Origin of the sequence: Nonomuraea sp. NPDC050022 (assembly GCF_044460705.1) — a bacterium.
In the GTDB taxonomy this organism is placed as follows: Bacteria; Actinomycetota; Actinomycetes; order Streptosporangiales; family Streptosporangiaceae; genus Nonomuraea.
On sequence record NZ_JBITKE010000002.1, the window covers coordinates 38,380 to 53,257 of the forward strand.

At 67.5% G+C, this 14,878-nt stretch carries 12 protein-coding genes and 1 tRNA gene; 8 read left to right on the plus strand and 5 right to left on the minus strand.

Going from position 1 to position 14,878, the window contains the following annotated elements:
- Window positions 1-295 precede the first annotated feature (295 nt).
- On the minus strand, window positions 296-2,986 hold the full coding sequence (gene polA / locus ACIBO2_RS06715) for a DNA polymerase I (protein WP_358538072.1): 2,691 nt from the start codon (window positions 2,984-2,986) through the stop codon (window positions 296-298).
- Between the two features lie 131 nt (window positions 2,987-3,117).
- Between polA and ACIBO2_RS06720 the strand changes: the two genes are divergently transcribed.
- From ACIBO2_RS06720 to ACIBO2_RS06745, 6 genes are all read left to right on the plus strand, one after another.
- Window positions 3,118-3,462: a PaaI family thioesterase gene (locus tag ACIBO2_RS06720; protein ID WP_225291836.1), complete on the plus strand. Its 345-nt coding sequence runs from the start codon at window positions 3,118-3,120 to the stop codon at window positions 3,460-3,462.
- Window positions 3,463-3,876: 414 nt separating this feature from the next.
- On the plus strand, window positions 3,877-5,166 hold the full coding sequence (locus tag ACIBO2_RS06725; RefSeq protein ID WP_358538074.1) for a branched-chain amino acid ABC transporter permease: 1,290 nt from the start codon (window positions 3,877-3,879) through the stop codon (window positions 5,164-5,166).
- Window positions 5,167-5,179: 13 nt separating this feature from the next.
- Window positions 5,180-6,166 (plus strand): branched-chain amino acid ABC transporter permease, encoded by a 987-nt coding sequence (locus tag ACIBO2_RS06730; protein WP_358538076.1) that lies wholly within the window; start codon window positions 5,180-5,182, stop codon window positions 6,164-6,166.
- On the plus strand, window positions 6,156-7,121 hold the full coding sequence (locus ACIBO2_RS06735) for an ABC transporter ATP-binding protein (protein WP_358538078.1): 966 nt from the start codon (window positions 6,156-6,158) through the stop codon (window positions 7,119-7,121). The genes ACIBO2_RS06730 and ACIBO2_RS06735 overlap by 11 nt, the downstream gene beginning before the upstream one ends.
- Window positions 7,118-7,927, plus strand: coding sequence for an ABC transporter ATP-binding protein (locus ACIBO2_RS06740; RefSeq protein WP_397295753.1), 810 nt, complete (start codon window positions 7,118-7,120; stop codon window positions 7,925-7,927). The genes ACIBO2_RS06735 and ACIBO2_RS06740 overlap by 4 nt, the downstream gene beginning before the upstream one ends.
- Window positions 7,928-7,987: 60 nt before the next feature.
- Entirely contained in the window at window positions 7,988-8,389 is a 402-nt protein-coding gene (locus tag ACIBO2_RS06745) for a hypothetical protein (protein ID WP_357945579.1), read from the plus strand.
- Between the two features lie 96 nt (window positions 8,390-8,485).
- On the opposite strand, the gene ACIBO2_RS06750 is transcribed toward ACIBO2_RS06745, so the two are convergent.
- Window positions 8,486-9,781 carry an ABC transporter substrate-binding protein gene (locus tag ACIBO2_RS06750; protein WP_397295755.1) on the minus strand — a complete coding sequence of 432 codons (1,296 nt, stop codon included), beginning with the start codon at window positions 9,779-9,781 and terminating at the stop codon, window positions 8,486-8,488.
- Between the two features lie 188 nt (window positions 9,782-9,969).
- Here ACIBO2_RS06750 and ACIBO2_RS06755 point away from each other — a divergent pair, with 188 nt between their 5' ends.
- Entirely contained in the window at window positions 9,970-10,830 is an 861-nt protein-coding gene (locus ACIBO2_RS06755; RefSeq protein ID WP_397295757.1) for a hypothetical protein, read from the plus strand.
- Between the two features lie 26 nt (window positions 10,831-10,856).
- Here the strand turns inward: ACIBO2_RS06755 and ACIBO2_RS06760 are convergent, their stop codons facing one another.
- The 3 genes from ACIBO2_RS06760 to ACIBO2_RS06770 form a co-directional block, all read right to left on the minus strand.
- Window positions 10,857-12,140, minus strand: a complete 1,284-nt coding sequence (locus ACIBO2_RS06760) for an ABC transporter substrate-binding protein (RefSeq protein ID WP_397295759.1) — start codon at window positions 12,138-12,140, stop codon at window positions 10,857-10,859.
- Window positions 12,141-12,434: 294 nt separating this feature from the next.
- Window positions 12,435-13,730, minus strand: coding sequence for an ABC transporter substrate-binding protein (locus ACIBO2_RS06765; RefSeq protein ID WP_358538087.1), 1,296 nt, complete (start codon window positions 13,728-13,730; stop codon window positions 12,435-12,437).
- A gap of 149 nt (window positions 13,731-13,879) precedes the next feature.
- Window positions 13,880-14,464: a response regulator gene (locus tag ACIBO2_RS06770; RefSeq protein WP_357945566.1), complete on the minus strand. Its 585-nt coding sequence runs from the start codon at window positions 14,462-14,464 to the stop codon at window positions 13,880-13,882.
- A gap of 116 nt (window positions 14,465-14,580) precedes the next feature.
- Between ACIBO2_RS06770 and ACIBO2_RS06775 the strand changes: the two genes are divergently transcribed.
- Window positions 14,581-14,654: transfer RNA gene (locus ACIBO2_RS06775), tRNA-Leu, on the plus strand.
- The last annotated feature ends 224 nt before the right edge of the window (window positions 14,655-14,878 follow it).

Below are 14,878 nucleotides of genomic sequence, written 5' to 3' on the forward strand. Positions count from 1 at the left end.
CTGACGATCGCACAAGGCTCCCGTGCCACTCGGGGGAAATTACCCTCAGGGTAGTCCAGAACCCCGTATTGGCCGCCGTTCGCGACCCGCCGGACCACCCTGCTTCACGGTGTGGGACCGCCGCCGCTCAGCGCCGGAGGGTCCCACCGGACAAAGATCGACTTGCCCCACCGTACGGGGATAAACGTCCAGTACGACGAGACCGGGCACGCGGCCCCTCACGCTCACCCTCACGAACGCAGGAGCCCGGTCAGCCGGATCGGCCGCGCGGACCGTCACGAGCGTCGGCGGGCGGTCAGTGGCCCGCGTCCTCCCAGGTGCGGCCTACGCCCACGGAGACCTCCAGCGGGACCCGCAGGTGGTAGGCGGCGTTCATCTGGTCGCACACGAGGGCGCGGAGCCGGTCGAGCTCGCCGGGGGCCACCTCGAACACCAGCTCGTCGTGGACCTGCAGCAGCATCCGCGAGCCCAGCCCTTCCTCCCTCATCGCCTGGGAGACGTTGAGCATGGCCACCTTGATGATGTCGGCCGCCGAGCCTTGGATGGGCGCGTTGAGCGCCATGCGCTCGGCCATCTCGCGGCGCTGCCGGTTGTCGCTGGTCAGGTCGGGCAGGTAACGGCGGCGGCCCATGATGGTCTCGGTGTAGCCGTCGGTGCGCGCCTGCTGGACGATGGCCTGCAGGAAGTCGCGGACGCCGCCGAACTCCTGGAAGTATTCCTCCTTGAGCGCCCGCGCCTCGGCCACCGGGATGTTGAGCTGCCCGGACAGCCCGAAGTCGGACAGCCCGTAGGCGAGGCCGTAGTTCATCGCCTTGATGCGCGCCCGCAGCTCGCCGTCGATCTGCTCGGGCGGCAGGTCGAACACCCGGGCGGCGGTCGCCTGGTGGAAGTCGTGGCCCGACTCGAAGGAAGCGATCAGCGCCTCGTCGCCCGACAGGTGGGCCATGATGCGCAGCTCGATCTGGCTGTAGTCGGCCGTGAGCAGCGTCTCGTAGCCCGCGCCGACCACGAAGCCCTGCCGGATGCGGCGGCCCTCGGAGGTGCGGATCGGGATGTTCTGGAGATTGGGCTTCTCCGACGACAGGCGGCCCGTGGCCGCGATGATCTGGTTGAACGTGGTGTGGATGCGCCCGTCGTCGGAGACCTCCTTGATCAGGCCCTCAACGGTGGTGCGCAGCTTGGTCTGGTCGCGGTGGCGCAGCATGATGACCGGCAGCTCGTGCTCGGTCTGCGTGGCGAGCCAGGCGAGCTGGTCGGCGTCGGTGCTGTAGCCGGTCTTGATCTTCTTCGTCTTGGGCAGGTTGAGCTTGGTGAACAGGATCTCCTGCAGCTGCTTGGGCGAGCCCAGGTTGAACTGCTCGCCGACGGCCGCGTGCGCCTCCTCGACCGCGTGCTTGACCGCGGCGCCGAACTCGGCCTCCAGAGCGGCGAAATATTCGCTGTCGACGGCGATGCCCGCGCGCTCGATCTCCGCCAGCACGCTCAGCAGCGGGAGCTCCACGTCGGTCAGCAGCTGGGTGCCGCCGCGGCCGGTCAGGAAGGTCTCCAGCGCCTCGGCCAGCTCGCGCACGGCGTGGGCACGCAGCGCCAGGTCCTTGGCGGGGGCGTCCTCGTCGTCGCCGAACAGCGCGGCCTGCCCGCTGGACTCCTCCTCGGCGCGCAGGTCGCGGTTGAGGTAGCGCCGGGCCAGGTCTTCGAGGGCGAAGGTGCGCTGGCCGGGCATCGCCAGGTAGGCCGCCAGGGCCGTGTCGCAGGTCAAGCCCTTGAGGCTCATGCCCTGCGCCCAGAGCGCCAGGATCGGGCCCTTGGCGTCGTGGACGGCCTTGGGCCGGTCGGCGTCGGCCAGCCAGGCCCGCAGCGCGACCTCGTCGGACTCAGTGAGCTTGACCGGGTCGATGAAGGCGGCCGTGCCATCGGGCGAGGCGATCGCGAGGGCGTCGATGCGCCCGGTGCCGCTGCCGTAGGCGCCCTTGAAGGCCAGGCCGGCCCGGCCGGCGGGCAGCGCGGACAGCCAGCCAGCGACCCGGTCGGGGCCGAGGATGATGGTCTCCACCTCGAAGCCCTGGTCGGGCTCCTGCTCGCCGGTGCCGAGCACCTTGAAGACGCGCTCGCGCAGCTCGCCGCGGATCTGCAGGGTGTCGAAGAGCTTGTTGACCTCTTCGCGCTCCCAGACGCCCTGCTTGAGCTCGCCCAGGTCGACCTCCATCGGGACGTCGCGCAGCAGCTCGGTGAGCCGGCGGTTCATCAGCACCTGGGCGACGTGCTCGCGCAGCTTGTCGCCGACCTTGCCCTTGACCTCGTCGACCCGGTCGACCAGCGCGGTCAGCGAGCCGAACTCGCGAACCCATTTGGCGGCGGTCTTCTCGCCGACGCTGGGGATGCTGAGCAGGTTGTCGCTGGGGTCGCCGCGCAGCGCCGCGAAGTCGGGATATTGGACGGGGGTCAGGCCGTATTTCTCCTCGACGGCCGCGGGCGTGAACCTGGTCATGTCGCTGATGCCACGGCGCGTCATCAGGACCGTGACGTGCTCGTCGACCAGCTGGAGCGCGTCGCGATCGCCGGTGACGATCAGCACGTTCATGCCCTCGGCGCTGGCCCGGGTGGCGAGCGTGGCGATGAGGTCGTCGGCCTCGAACCCGGCCTTGGACAAGTGCGGGACGCGCAGCGTGTCGAGGAGCTCGTAGATGAGCTGCATCTGACCCCGGAAGTCTTCGGGGGTCTCGCTCCTGTTGGCCTTGTAGTCGGCGTACTCCTCGTGCCGGAACGTCGGCTCCGACCGGTCGAACGCGACGGCCACGTGCGACGGCTGCTCGTCGCGCAGGATGTTGGTCAGCATCGAGGTGAACCCGTAGACCGCCTCGGTGTGCTGACCGTCGGTGGTCATGAGGTTGGCGTCCTTGAGCGCGTAGAACGCGCGATAGGCCAGGGAATGCCCGTCGAGCAGCAACAGGCACGGGCGGCTGGGGGTCACTTCACTCTTCGGCACACAAGCAGCCTAGTCTCCATCTCCGACAGAAAACCTGAGCTCGGAAGACTGGAGGACTCCCCTTGACGCGGATCGACCCGGTGGATTTCCAGACGTTGAACGCCGTCCACGAAGGCACGCTCCCCGACCGGATGGGCATCGAGTTCGTCGAGGCCAGCGCGGAGCGGGTCGTGGGCCGGATGCCGGTCGCGGGCAACACCCAGCCGTACGGCCTGCTGCACGGCGGCGCGTCCGTCGTGCTCGCCGAGACGCTGGGCTCGACCGGCGCGGCCATCCACGCCGGCGCGGACCGCATCGCCGTCGGCATCGAGATCAACGCCACCCACCACCGCTCGGCCACCTCCGGCTTCGTCACCGGCGTGGCGACCCGGCTGCACGGCGGCCGCTCGCTGGCCACGTACGAGATCGAGATCACCGACGAGCAGGGGCGGCGCGTGTGCACCTCCCGGCTGACCTGCATGCTGCGCGATCGCTGACGTCACGACTGAACGCCACGCGACTTTCCGGCTCTCTTTGCACACGAGCCCCGTGGGTCGCTACGGTTGTCCAAGCGGAGCCCGCGGGGAGGCCGAGTAGATAACGTGTGAGGCCGGGGAAGCCCTACATGGTCCCAAAGGTCCTCTTCCGCGGGCTCGTTCACGTTCTGCAGCGATGGTTATGCATTAGCGCCCCTGAAGCGCCAGGCGTCTAGCGGCATTTAGCCCCTGACCTGGCGTCTTGGTTCCTCACGCGAGCGACACGCACGTGTCACTAATTGGTGACGAACGATACTGAACCGGGCGCGACCAGAATAAGCTCCCGCCACAGCATCCAGTTTTGTTGTGCCTGCGATGCCCACGTGTCGAGATGGAGGGGCACAACCCCGCCTTGACCTATTTGAGGGAGCACCATTGCGCAGAGCCGTGATCGCGTTCACGGCCTTCCTGGGTGGACTCATCTTCCTGCTCGCGGTCCCCGCCCAGGCGGCGGCCCCCGATCAGGGTTTGAAGGGAACACTCAAACTCCAAGGCCAACCAGTGAACGGCGTGAAAATCGTCGTGACCACCGAAGGCGGACAACCCGTCAAGGAGGTCACAAGCAACGCCCAGGGCGCGTGGGAAGTCCCGGTCGACAAACCGGGCAAGTACAAGGTCACGCTGGATGTCAAGACGCTCCCTGCCAACGCGGCGATCCGGGGCGGCAACGCCGTCCGCACCCCGACCGTCTTTTCCGGCAACATGTCCACCGTCTTGTTCGCCTTGCAGCCGAAGGGCGCGGCGGGTCAACCGGCCCCGGACGAGGGGGCCGAGACCAGCCCCTTCTTGGACCAGGCGGCACAGCTCACCTTCGAGGGCCTGAACCTCGGCCTGATCATCGCGCTGGCCGCGCTCGGCCTCTCGCTGATCTACGGCACCACGGGCCTGACCAACTTCGCCCACGGTGAGCTCGTCACGATGGGCGCGCTGCTCGCCTACATGTTCAACGTGGGCTTCGGCCTGCATCTGATCCCCGCGGCCGTGATCGCGGTGATCGCGGGAGGCGCGCTCGGTTACCTTCAGGACCGCTTCTTCTGGGGGCAGCTGCGCAGGCGTGGCACCGGCACCATCGCCATGATGATCATCTCGATCGGTGTGGCGCTCTTCCTGCGCTATGTCTTCCTGATCCTGTTCGGCGGGCAGAACGAGTCGTTCGCCCAATACACCGCCCAGCCGGGCATCGAGATCGGCCCGATCTCCGCGGCTCCGAAGAACTTCGTCGCCATGGGCATCGAGCTGGTGGTCCTCATCATCGTCGGCATGGCGCTGCTGCGCACCCGCACCGGCAAGGCGGCCCGCGCGGTCGCCGACAACCCGGCGCTGGCCGCCTCCTCGGGCATCAACGTCGACCGGGTCATCCGCATCATCTGGACCACGGGCGGCGCCATCGCCGCGCTGGCCGGCATCATGCTCGGCCTGTCGCAAAACCTGAAATACACCATGGGCCAAGACATCCTGCTGCTCATCTTCGCCGGTGTGACGCTCGGCGGGCTCGGCACCGCGTTCGGCGCCCTGGTGGGCTCGCTCGTGGTCGGCCTGTTCATCCAGGTCTCCACGCTGTGGGTGCCGCCGGAGCTCAAGAGCGTCGGCGCGCTGGCCGTACTCATCATCGTGCTCCTCTTCCGGCCACAGGGCATCCTGGGCCGCCGAGAGCGGATCGGCTGACGGGGGGAGTCACATGGACTGGATCACGATCATCAGCACCACCGTCAAGTCCGCCATCGGCGTCGAGACGGTGCTCTACGCGCTAGCCGCGATCGGCATCAACATCCATTTCGGCTACACGGGCCTGCTCAACTTCGGGCAGGCGGCGTTCATGGGCGTCGCCGGCTACGGCCTGGCCGTCACGGTCACCGTCCTGGGCCTGCCCTTCTGGATCGGCATCGCGGTCGGCCTCATCGCCGCGGTGCTCCTGGCGTTGCTCCTGGGCGCGCCAACACTGCGCCTGCGGGCCGACTACCTGGCCATCGTCACCATCGCGGCGGCCGAGATCGTCAGGCTCATCTTCCGTTCGGTGGCGTTCAAGAGCGTGTTCGGCGGCTCCGACGGGCAGCGCGGCTTCTCCGACGGCTTCTACGCGCTCAACCCCTTTCCCGAGGGCGAGTACGGCATCGGCTGGTTCACCTTCAACCACCGGATCCTGTGGATCATGCTCGTCGGCTGGGTGCTGGTCGCCCTCTCCTGCGGCATCGTCTACCTGCTCATGCGCAGCCCGTGGGGCCGTGTGCTCAAGGCCATCCGCGAGGACGAGGACGCCGTACGCAGCCTCGGCAAGAACGTCTTCTCCTACAAGATGCAGTCGCTCATCCTCGGCGGCGTCATCGGCAGCCTGGGCGGCTTCGTGTACGGCCTGGCGTACGCCTCGGTGCAGCCCGACGTCTTCGGCACCGAGACCACCTTCTTCGCCTACACGATCGTGATCCTCGGTGGCGCGGCCCGCGTGCTCGGCCCCGTCGTCGGATCCATGATCTTCTGGGTGCTGCTGGTCCTGGTCAACGGTGTGCTCAGTGAAGCGGTTCAGGCGGGGTACATCCCGTTCATGACCTCGATCCAGGTCGGCCCGGTGCGCTACATCCTGGTTGGTCTCGGGTTGATCCTGTTGCTCATCTTCCGGCCACAGGGCATCTTCGGTGACAAGAGGGAGATAGCTTTCGATGTCCGCTAACCCGTCGTCCGCTGAAACAACCGCCGCCACCACGATCTCCGAGCGCAAGGCCGCGGCTCTGGCCGCTTTCAAGGACCTGGCTCGCGATCCCGGCGTGCCCAAGCCCGACCCGATCCTCGTGGTCGACGGCGTCGTACGCCGCTTCGGCGGTCTGACCGCCGTCGAGGTGGACCACGTCGAGATCCAGCGCGGCTCCATCACCGCCCTGATCGGCCCCAACGGCGCCGGCAAGACGACGTTCTTCAACCAGCTCACCGGCTTCGACACCGCCGACGCCGGCAAGTGGACGTTCAACGGCAACAACATGAGCGGAGTGCCCGCCCATCGGGTGGCCCGCGCCGGCATGGTCCGTACCTTCCAGCTCACCAAGGCCCTGTCCAGGCTGACGGTGATGGAGAACATGCGGCTCGGCGCCCAGCAGCAGCGCGGCGAGAACTTCTGGAGGGCGCTGGTGCCCGGCTCCTGGCGGGCCCAGGAGGAGGCGATCACCGAGCAGGCCGAGGATCTGCTGGCCAGGTTCAAGCTCGACGCCAAGCGTGAGGACTTCGCCGGGTCGCTGTCCGGCGGCCAGCGCAAGCTGCTGGAGATGGCCCGCGCGCTCATGGTCAAGCCCGAGCTGGTCATGCTCGACGAGCCGATGGCGGGCGTCAACCCGGCGCTTACCCAGTCACTGCTCGGTCACGTCAAGGACCTGCGCGATCAGGGCATGACCGTGCTGTTCGTCGAACACGACATGGACATGGTCCGCGACATCAGCGACTGGGTGATCGTCATGGCCCAGGGCGCCATCATCGCCGAGGGGCCACCGGACACGATCATGTCCGACTCCCGCGTCATCGACGCCTACCTGGGCGCCCACCACGACGCGCCGCTGTCGGACAGCGAGCTCGAAGAGCAGCTGCACCAGGCGGAGGCGGCGCTGGAGGCCGAGATCGAAGAGGAGACGCAGAAGTGAACGCCGTCCCCGAGTCCGCATCGGGCTCCGAGCCCGAGTCGAAGGCGGCCATCACCGACCGCGGCGCCCACCTGGCGGGGGCCGCGAACGCCGTGCTGCGGTGCGACGAGCTCATCGCCGGCTACCTGCCGGGCGTCAACATCCTCAACGGCTCCGACCTGTACGTTGGCGAGGGTGAGCTGATCGGCATCATCGGCCCCAACGGCGCCGGTAAGTCGACGCTGCTCAAGGCCATGTTCGGACTCGTCAACATCCGCAGCGGCACCGTGGTGCTCAAGGGTGAGGACATCACGAACATGAAGGCGCACTCGCTGGTCTCCCGCGGGGTCGGCTACGTCCCGCAGACCAACAACGTCTTCCCCAGCCTCACCATCGAGGAGAACCTCGAGATGGGCGCCTTCCAGGTGCCCGGCAAGTTCAAGGAGCGCTTCGAGTTCGTCGCCGAGCTGTTCCCGGCGCTCAAGGAGCGGCGCAAGCAGCGGGCCGGCTCGCTGTCGGGCGGCGAGCGGCAGATGGTGGCGATGGCCAGGGCGCTCATGACCGAGCCGTCGGTGCTGCTGCTGGACGAGCCGTCGGCGGGCCTGTCGCCCATGCTGCAGGACCTGGTGTTCATCCAGGCCCAGCAGATCAACAAGGCGGGCGTGACGGTCATCATGGTCGAGCAGAACGCCCGGCGCTGCCTGCAGATCTGCCACCGCGGCTACGTGCTGGACCAGGGCCGCAACGCCTACACCGGTACCGGCCGCCAGCTGGCCAACGACCCCAAGGTGATCGAGCTCTACCTCGGCACCCTGGCCAAGGCCTAGAAGATCTCAAAACGGCGAAGGGGCTCCCCAGGGGCCCCTTCGCCGTTTTTAATGAGCGCTGTGAGACGAATTGCGACAATCGCGCTCCTGCTGCCCATCCTCGTCGCGTGTCAGAACGGCGCCGCCTCGGCCGGCAAGTACAGCACCGGCGGCGACCCCACCGACGACCCCTGCGCGCGCGTGGTCTCCGCGATCGGCTACGTCGGCCTCATGCTGAAGCCGAAGGGCCAGGAGAACACCCAGAACTTCGAGGACGCGCTGCTCGGCCGCCTCGCTGAGGCGCGCGGCATCACGCTGCAGTTCGGCCCGCGCCTGCCCGAGTCGCTGGGTACGGCCGTGCGCACGGTCGAGTCCACGACGGCGGGCCTGTCCAGGGCCGACGTTCCGCGTGAGCGGCAGGTGGCGCTGCTCGCCCAGTACCGGATCGCCGCCGACGAGATCGTGGCGGGCTGCGGCCAATAGGCCGATAGCCGGGGAACGGTTCGCGGCGAACAGCCGTGGAACAGCCGAAAGGCCCGATCCAGTGGACCGGGCCTTCCAGGGTGTGCGGCGTACGGACTAGCCGGCGATGTTGCCGGTGCGGTACTCGAGCGCCTTGGTCGGGTACTTGTTGTCGGCGCCGTACTCGTAGATGCCGATGGTGGCGACCGCCGGGTCACCGGCCTCGTTGAACTCGACCGGACCGCTCACGCCGTCGTAGTCGATGTCCTTGCCGGCCTTGAGCAGGTCGACGCACGACTTGAAGTTGTTGCACTTCTCGCCGCCCTTGCTGACCTCGGCCAGCTTGGCGCCGATGTCGACACCCGCGTCGCTCTTGGCGGCCTCGGCGGCCAGCGCGATCAGGTTCATGGCGTCGTAGGACTCAGGCGCGTAGCTGAAGTCCTCCAGCTTGGGGTTGACCGCCATGAGCTTGGCCTTGAAGTCATCCGGAGCGGCGGCACCCGGGATCGTGCCCTTGACGCCCTTGAGGGTGTTCTTGGGCATCTTGGCGTAGTTGGTGTTGGAGGTGTTGCCGTCCACCATGTACCACTTGTGCTTGCTGGCCGGCAGACCCTGCTTGACCAGCTCCTGGATGACCTTGGCGGTCTCCTCGAAGCCGATCAGCACGATGGCCTTGGGGGCCTTCGCCTTGATCTTCGCGACGTCGGCGGAGAAGTCGGCGGCCTTCGGGTCGTAGTCCACGCGCTCGACGACCTCGGCGCCACCGTCGGTGACGGTCTTGGCCACCTGGTCGGCCAGGCCGGTGCCGTAGGAGTCCTGCATGGCCAGGATGCCGACCGTGTCGCTGCCGTCGGCGATGATCAGGTCGCCCAGCACGCGGCCCTGCAGCTTGTCCGGCGGCGCCGTACGGAAGTAGAGGCCGTTGTCCTTGATCGTGGTGAACTTGTCAGAGGTGTTGGCGGGCGAGAAGTGAACCACGCCGGCACCCGTGATCTTGTCGACCACCGACTCCGACACCGAGGAGGACGCGGCGCCGATGATGGCGTCGGCCTTCTGCGCGAGCAGCTTGTCCACCGACTGCGAAGCGATGTTCGTGGTGGTGTCACCGGAGTCGGTGTCATATTTGGTCACCGGCTTGCCAAGCACGCCACCGGCTTCGTTGATTTCCTTGATCGCGGCGTCCACACCGGCGAACTCGGGCGGGCCGAGGAAGGCAAGCGAACCGGTCTGCGGCAGCAGCGTGCCAACAGTCAAGGTCCCGTCGCCCTTGGCAGCCGGGGCAGCCGCACTGGATGGCGCGGCCGAGGACGAGGCCGGCGCAGCGGTGTTACCGCCACCACCGCAGGCTGTCAGGGCCAGGCTCGTGGCAGCCACGACAGCCAGCGCCCGTCCCGCGGGAGCAATGCGGATCATGAAGTGTCTCCTTCATCTCCAGGCCGGGTGAGGTCAGCACCGCCGACGTTCCCGAATCGAATGACGGAAAGCTATAGAACGTAAGGCCAGTTCAACAGATGCAAGGGAGAACTGTCGGTACTTGGATGCGGAGTCGTAATCACTCCTCAACTTACGGGAGCCTGAGGATCACGCCTAATGTTCGACTGGTGAAGCGCACAGCGGCCTTCCTCGCTATGGCGATCCTGCCCATTGCTCTTCTGGCGGGCTGTGGTGCCCCGGAGGCGCCCGCCGCGCCCCCTGCCGACCCTCCCAAGGGGGTGTCGGTCTCGCTGGCCCAGTGGCGCTCTGACGAGCCTGTGCACGCCCTCGAAGTGGCGGTCACCAATGCGACGGACACGCCGGTCTATTTCTCCGACGTTCAGCTTGTCACACCGTCGTTCAAGACACTGCCTCCCGAACGCGCCGACGCGCTCCTGAAGCGGACGCCCCGCACCGACCTACGCATCCCGTACGGCGCGGCCAACTGCTCGCCCAAGGGCCTGCCGTCGCTGCAGCCGGCCACGGTCGTGGCCCACCTGCGCACCGGGTCCGAGCCGCTGCGCAGGGTGGTCTTCAAGGTGCCGCACCCGGACCCGCTGCTGACCCGGCTGCTGCGCGACGAGTGCTCCGCGTTCCTGATCACGGAGGCGGCCGACATCGAGTTCGGCGACGACTGGACGCAGGTCGGCAAGGTGATGCGCGGCAGCCTCGTCCTGACCCGCCGCAGCGCGGGCGTGGTGGCCGTACAGGACGTGGGCGGCACCACCCACTACATCGCCACCCCCGTCAAGAAGAGCAGGCCACTGGCGACCCTGGACGCCGGAGCGCAGCGGGCGCGACTCGCCCTCGAGCTCACCCCCGGCCGCTGCGACCCGCACGCGTTCGCTGAGGGCAAGAAGGCGTTCCTGTTCCCCGTGCGGGCCACCATCGACGGCGGCGATGAACGCGTGGTCATCGTCGTGCCGCCCAAACCGCTCCAGGAGCGGCTGACCGCCTACGCGCTCAAGACGTGCGGGCTGGGCGGCTGAGACTCAGCCGCCCAGCCCGCTGAGACTCAGCCCGCGATCTTGCCGGTGCGATATTCCAGCGCCTTCGTGGCGTCGTACTCGTTGTTCTCGCCGTACTGGTAGACGCCGATCGTCGCGACCGACGGGTCACCGGCGGCGTTGAACTCGACCGGGCCGCTCACGCCGTCGTAGTCGATGTCCTTGCCGGTCTTGAGCAGTTCGTCGCAGGACTTGAAGGTCTTGCACTTCTCGCCGCCCTCGCTCACCTCGGGCAGCTTGGCGGCGATCGACCGGCCGCTGTCGTCCTTGGCCGCCTCGGCGGCCAGCGCGATGAGGATCGTGGCGTCGTACGACTCCGCGGCGTAGGTGTAGCTGGTCAGCTTGGGATTGATCGCCAGCAGTTTCTTCCGGAAGTCGGTGGGCGCCGCGGCGCCGGGAATGGTGCCCTTGACGCCCGCCAGCGTGCCCTTGGGCATCTTCACGTAGTTGCTGTTGGACATGTTTCCGTCGACCATGTACCACTTGACCTTGTCGGCCGTCACGCCCTGCTTGACGAGCTCCGCCACCACCTTGGCGCTCTCCTCGAAGCCGATCAGCACGACCGCCTTCGGGTTCGCCGCCTTGATCTTGGCCACGTCGGCGGAGAAGTCGGCGGCCTTCGGGTCGTAGTCCACCCGCTGCACCACCGAGGCCCCGGCATCCTGCGCGGTCTTCGTGACCTGGTCGGCCAGGCCCGAGCCGTAGGAGTCCTGCATGGCCAGGATGCCGATCGTGTCGTTGCCGTCGGCCACGATCAGATCGCCCAGCACCCGGCCCTGCAGTTTGTCCGGCGGCGCCGTACGGAAGTACAGGCCGTTGTCCTTGATCGTGGTGAACTTGTCGGAGGTGTTGGCCGGCGAGAACTGGACCACCCCGGCACCCGTGATCTTGTCGATCACCGACTCCGACACCGAGCTCGACGCGGCGCCGATGATGGCGTCCGCCTTCTGCGCGAGCAGTTTGTCCACCGACTGCGAGGCGATGTTCGTCGTCGTGTCGCCCGAGTCCGTATCGATCTTAGTAACCGGCTTGCCGAGCACCCCGCCCGCGTCGTTGATCTCCTTCACGGCCGCGTCGACCCCCGCGAACTCAGGCGGCCCGAGGAAGGCCAGCGAACCCGTCTGCGGCAGCAGGGTGCCGATCGTCAACGTGCCGTCGCCCTTGGCCTCGGCGGTGGCCGAGGGCGGAGCGGCCGACGTCGCGCCCTTGGCTCCTGTGTCACCGCCGCCGCCACAGGCCGTCAATGCCAGGCTCGAGACCGCCGCGGCCGTCAGCAGGCGTTTGCGCATCATGTGACTCCCCCTCTGTGTCAGCGAAGGGAACGATCTACCTCGCCGCGTTTCCCAAGCTCAGCATGCACGTCTGGGGAGGGGGCGTGGAGTTCTGACAGCCTTTTTATACCCATTTGTAATGTCTCAGTCAGTGGCGATGGTCCGCGATCCTCGATTCGGGGCTGTCCGCTGCGGAGGGCGTTCGTAAGGTCTCTGTCAGTCGCCGCGAGGCCGTCGTCGCGGGGGGCGTTCGCAACGTCTCCGCCAGTCACGGACGGCCCCGATCCTCGGATCGGGGCCGTCGCTGCTGGGGCTTCAGCCAGAGATGTCGCCCTTGCGATATTCGAGCGCCTTGGCGGCGTTGTACTTGTTGTCGGCGCCGTACTGGTAGACGCCGATCGTCGCGACCGACGGATCGCCCGCGTCGTTGAAGTCGACCGGCCCGCTCACGCCGTCGTAGTCGATGTCCTTGCCGGCCTTGAGCAGCTCGTCGCAGGACTTGAAGTCCTTGCACTTCTCGCCGCCCTTGCTGACGTCCACGAGCTTGGCCGCGATCGCCGCGCCCGCGTCGTCCTTGGCCGCCTCGGCGGCCAGCGCGATGAGGTTCGCCGCGTCGTACGACTCCGCGGCGTAGGTGTAGTTGGTCAGCTTCGGGTTGACGCCCAGGAGCCGCTTCTGGAAAGCCTCGGGTGCCGCCGCGCCGGGGATGGTGCCCTTGACGCCCTTCAGCGTGCCCTTGGGCATCTTCAGGAAGTTGGTGTTCGACATGTTGCCGTCGACCATGTACCACTTGTACTTGTCCGTCGTCAGGCCCTGCTTGACGAGCTCCGCCACGACCTTGGCGCTCTCCTCGAAGCCGATGAGCACGATGCCCTTCGGGTTCGCCGCCTTGATCTTCGCCACGTCGGCGGAGAACTCGGGCGCCTTGGGGTCGTAGTCCACCCGCTCGACCACCTTGGCGCCGCCCGCCTCGGCGGTCTGCGTGACCTGATCGGCCAGGCCGGTGCCATAGGAGTCCTGCATGGCCAGGATGCCGACGGTGTCGTTGCCGTCGGACACCACCAGGTCGCCCAGGACCCGCCCCTGAAGTTTGTCCGGCGGGGCCGTACGGAAGTAGAGGCCGTCGTCCTTGATCGTGGTGAACTTGTCGGAGGTGTTGGCCGGCGAGAACTCCACGACGCCCGCCCGCGTGATCTTGTCGATGATCGACTCCGATACCGACGAGGACGCGGCGCCGATGATGGCGTCGGCCTTCTGCGCGAGCAGTTTGTCGACCGACTGCGAGGCGATGTTCGTGGTGGTGTCGCCCGAGTCGGTATGGATTTTGGTGACCGGCTTGCCGAGCACCCCGCCGGCGTCGTTGATCTCCTTGATGGCCAGGTCGACGCCGGCGTACTCGGGCGGGCCGAGATAGGCCAGCGACCCCGTCTGCGGCAGCACCGAGCCGATGGTCAGGGTGCCGTCGCCCTTGGCCGCGCTCCCAGTCGCCGTCGCCTGAGCGGTGGCCGTATTCGCGGAGGTCGGCGCGGTGGTGGTGCCTCCCGTGGAACAGGCCGCCAGTGCCATGGCCGCCGCGGTGGCGACGGCCATGGCCCGGGAAATGCGGATCATCGAAGCGTCTCCGTCCAGGTGAGCGGATCTTCAGTCCGCCCATCAGCATGCGACCGGGACGCCTCAGGCGAAGGAAACCGAGGCCGGTTGGATGCCCACTCGTAATCGCGCCACAACCCGAGGGGACAAATCCGGTGATATACGGCCCCTCAGGCGCGCTCCGCCGTGTCATCTATAACGATCTGGGCAACCTCGCGCATGCTCAGCCGGCGATCCATCGACGCCTTCTGGATCCACCGGAACGCCTGCGGCTCGCTCCAGCCGTGCGCGGACATCAGCTGCCCCTTCGCCCGCTCCACCAGCTTCCTGGTCTCCAGCCTGTCGGACAGGCTCGACACCTCGGCGGCCAGCGCCACCATCTCCTCGTGCCTGCTGACCGCCATCTCGATCGCGGGCACCAGGTCGGCCTTGGTGAAGGGCTTGACCAGATAGGCCATGGCCCCCGCGTCCCTGGCGCGTTCGACCAGGTCGCGCTGGGAGAAGGCGGTCAGGATGAGGCACGGAGCGATCCGCTCCGCCACGATCCGCTCGGCCGCCGAGATGCCGTCGAGGACGGGCATCTTGACGTCGAGAATCACCAGATCCGGCCTCAGCTCGGTGGCCAGCTGGATCGCCCGCTCGCCGTCACCGGCCTCGCCCGCGACGATATAGCCGTCTTCCTCGAGCATCTCCTTGAGATCGAGGCGGATCAGGGCCTCGTCTTCCGCGATCACCACTCGCCGCTGCGTACTCACGAGCAAGAGAGTACCGATGTCCGCTAGATTAGAGCGACGCCGGTGGTGGGTGGCTGCGAATTTCGGCTACCCTTTCGCCGTGCGATAAGGACGGATCCGGATATTTCCGGATCCTCGCCTCGGTATCCCAATTGGCAGAGGAAGCGGATTCAAAACCCGCACAGTGTGGGTTCGAGTCCCACCCGGGGCACTTCGATCAGTCGCCCGGCCACTTCGGCCGGGCGCTGTTCCTTGTCTGGGCGCCGTTTCCAGGACGGACGCTATCTCCGGGACAGGTGGCGTCTCCGGGACGGGCCCCTCTTCTCGGGACGGCCCGGCCAGCCGCTTCGCCCCCCACTAGGTCGGCGAGCCGCTTCGCCCGCCGACCAACTCGGCGTACCGCTTCAGCTCGCCGACCAGCCCGGCGAGCCGCTT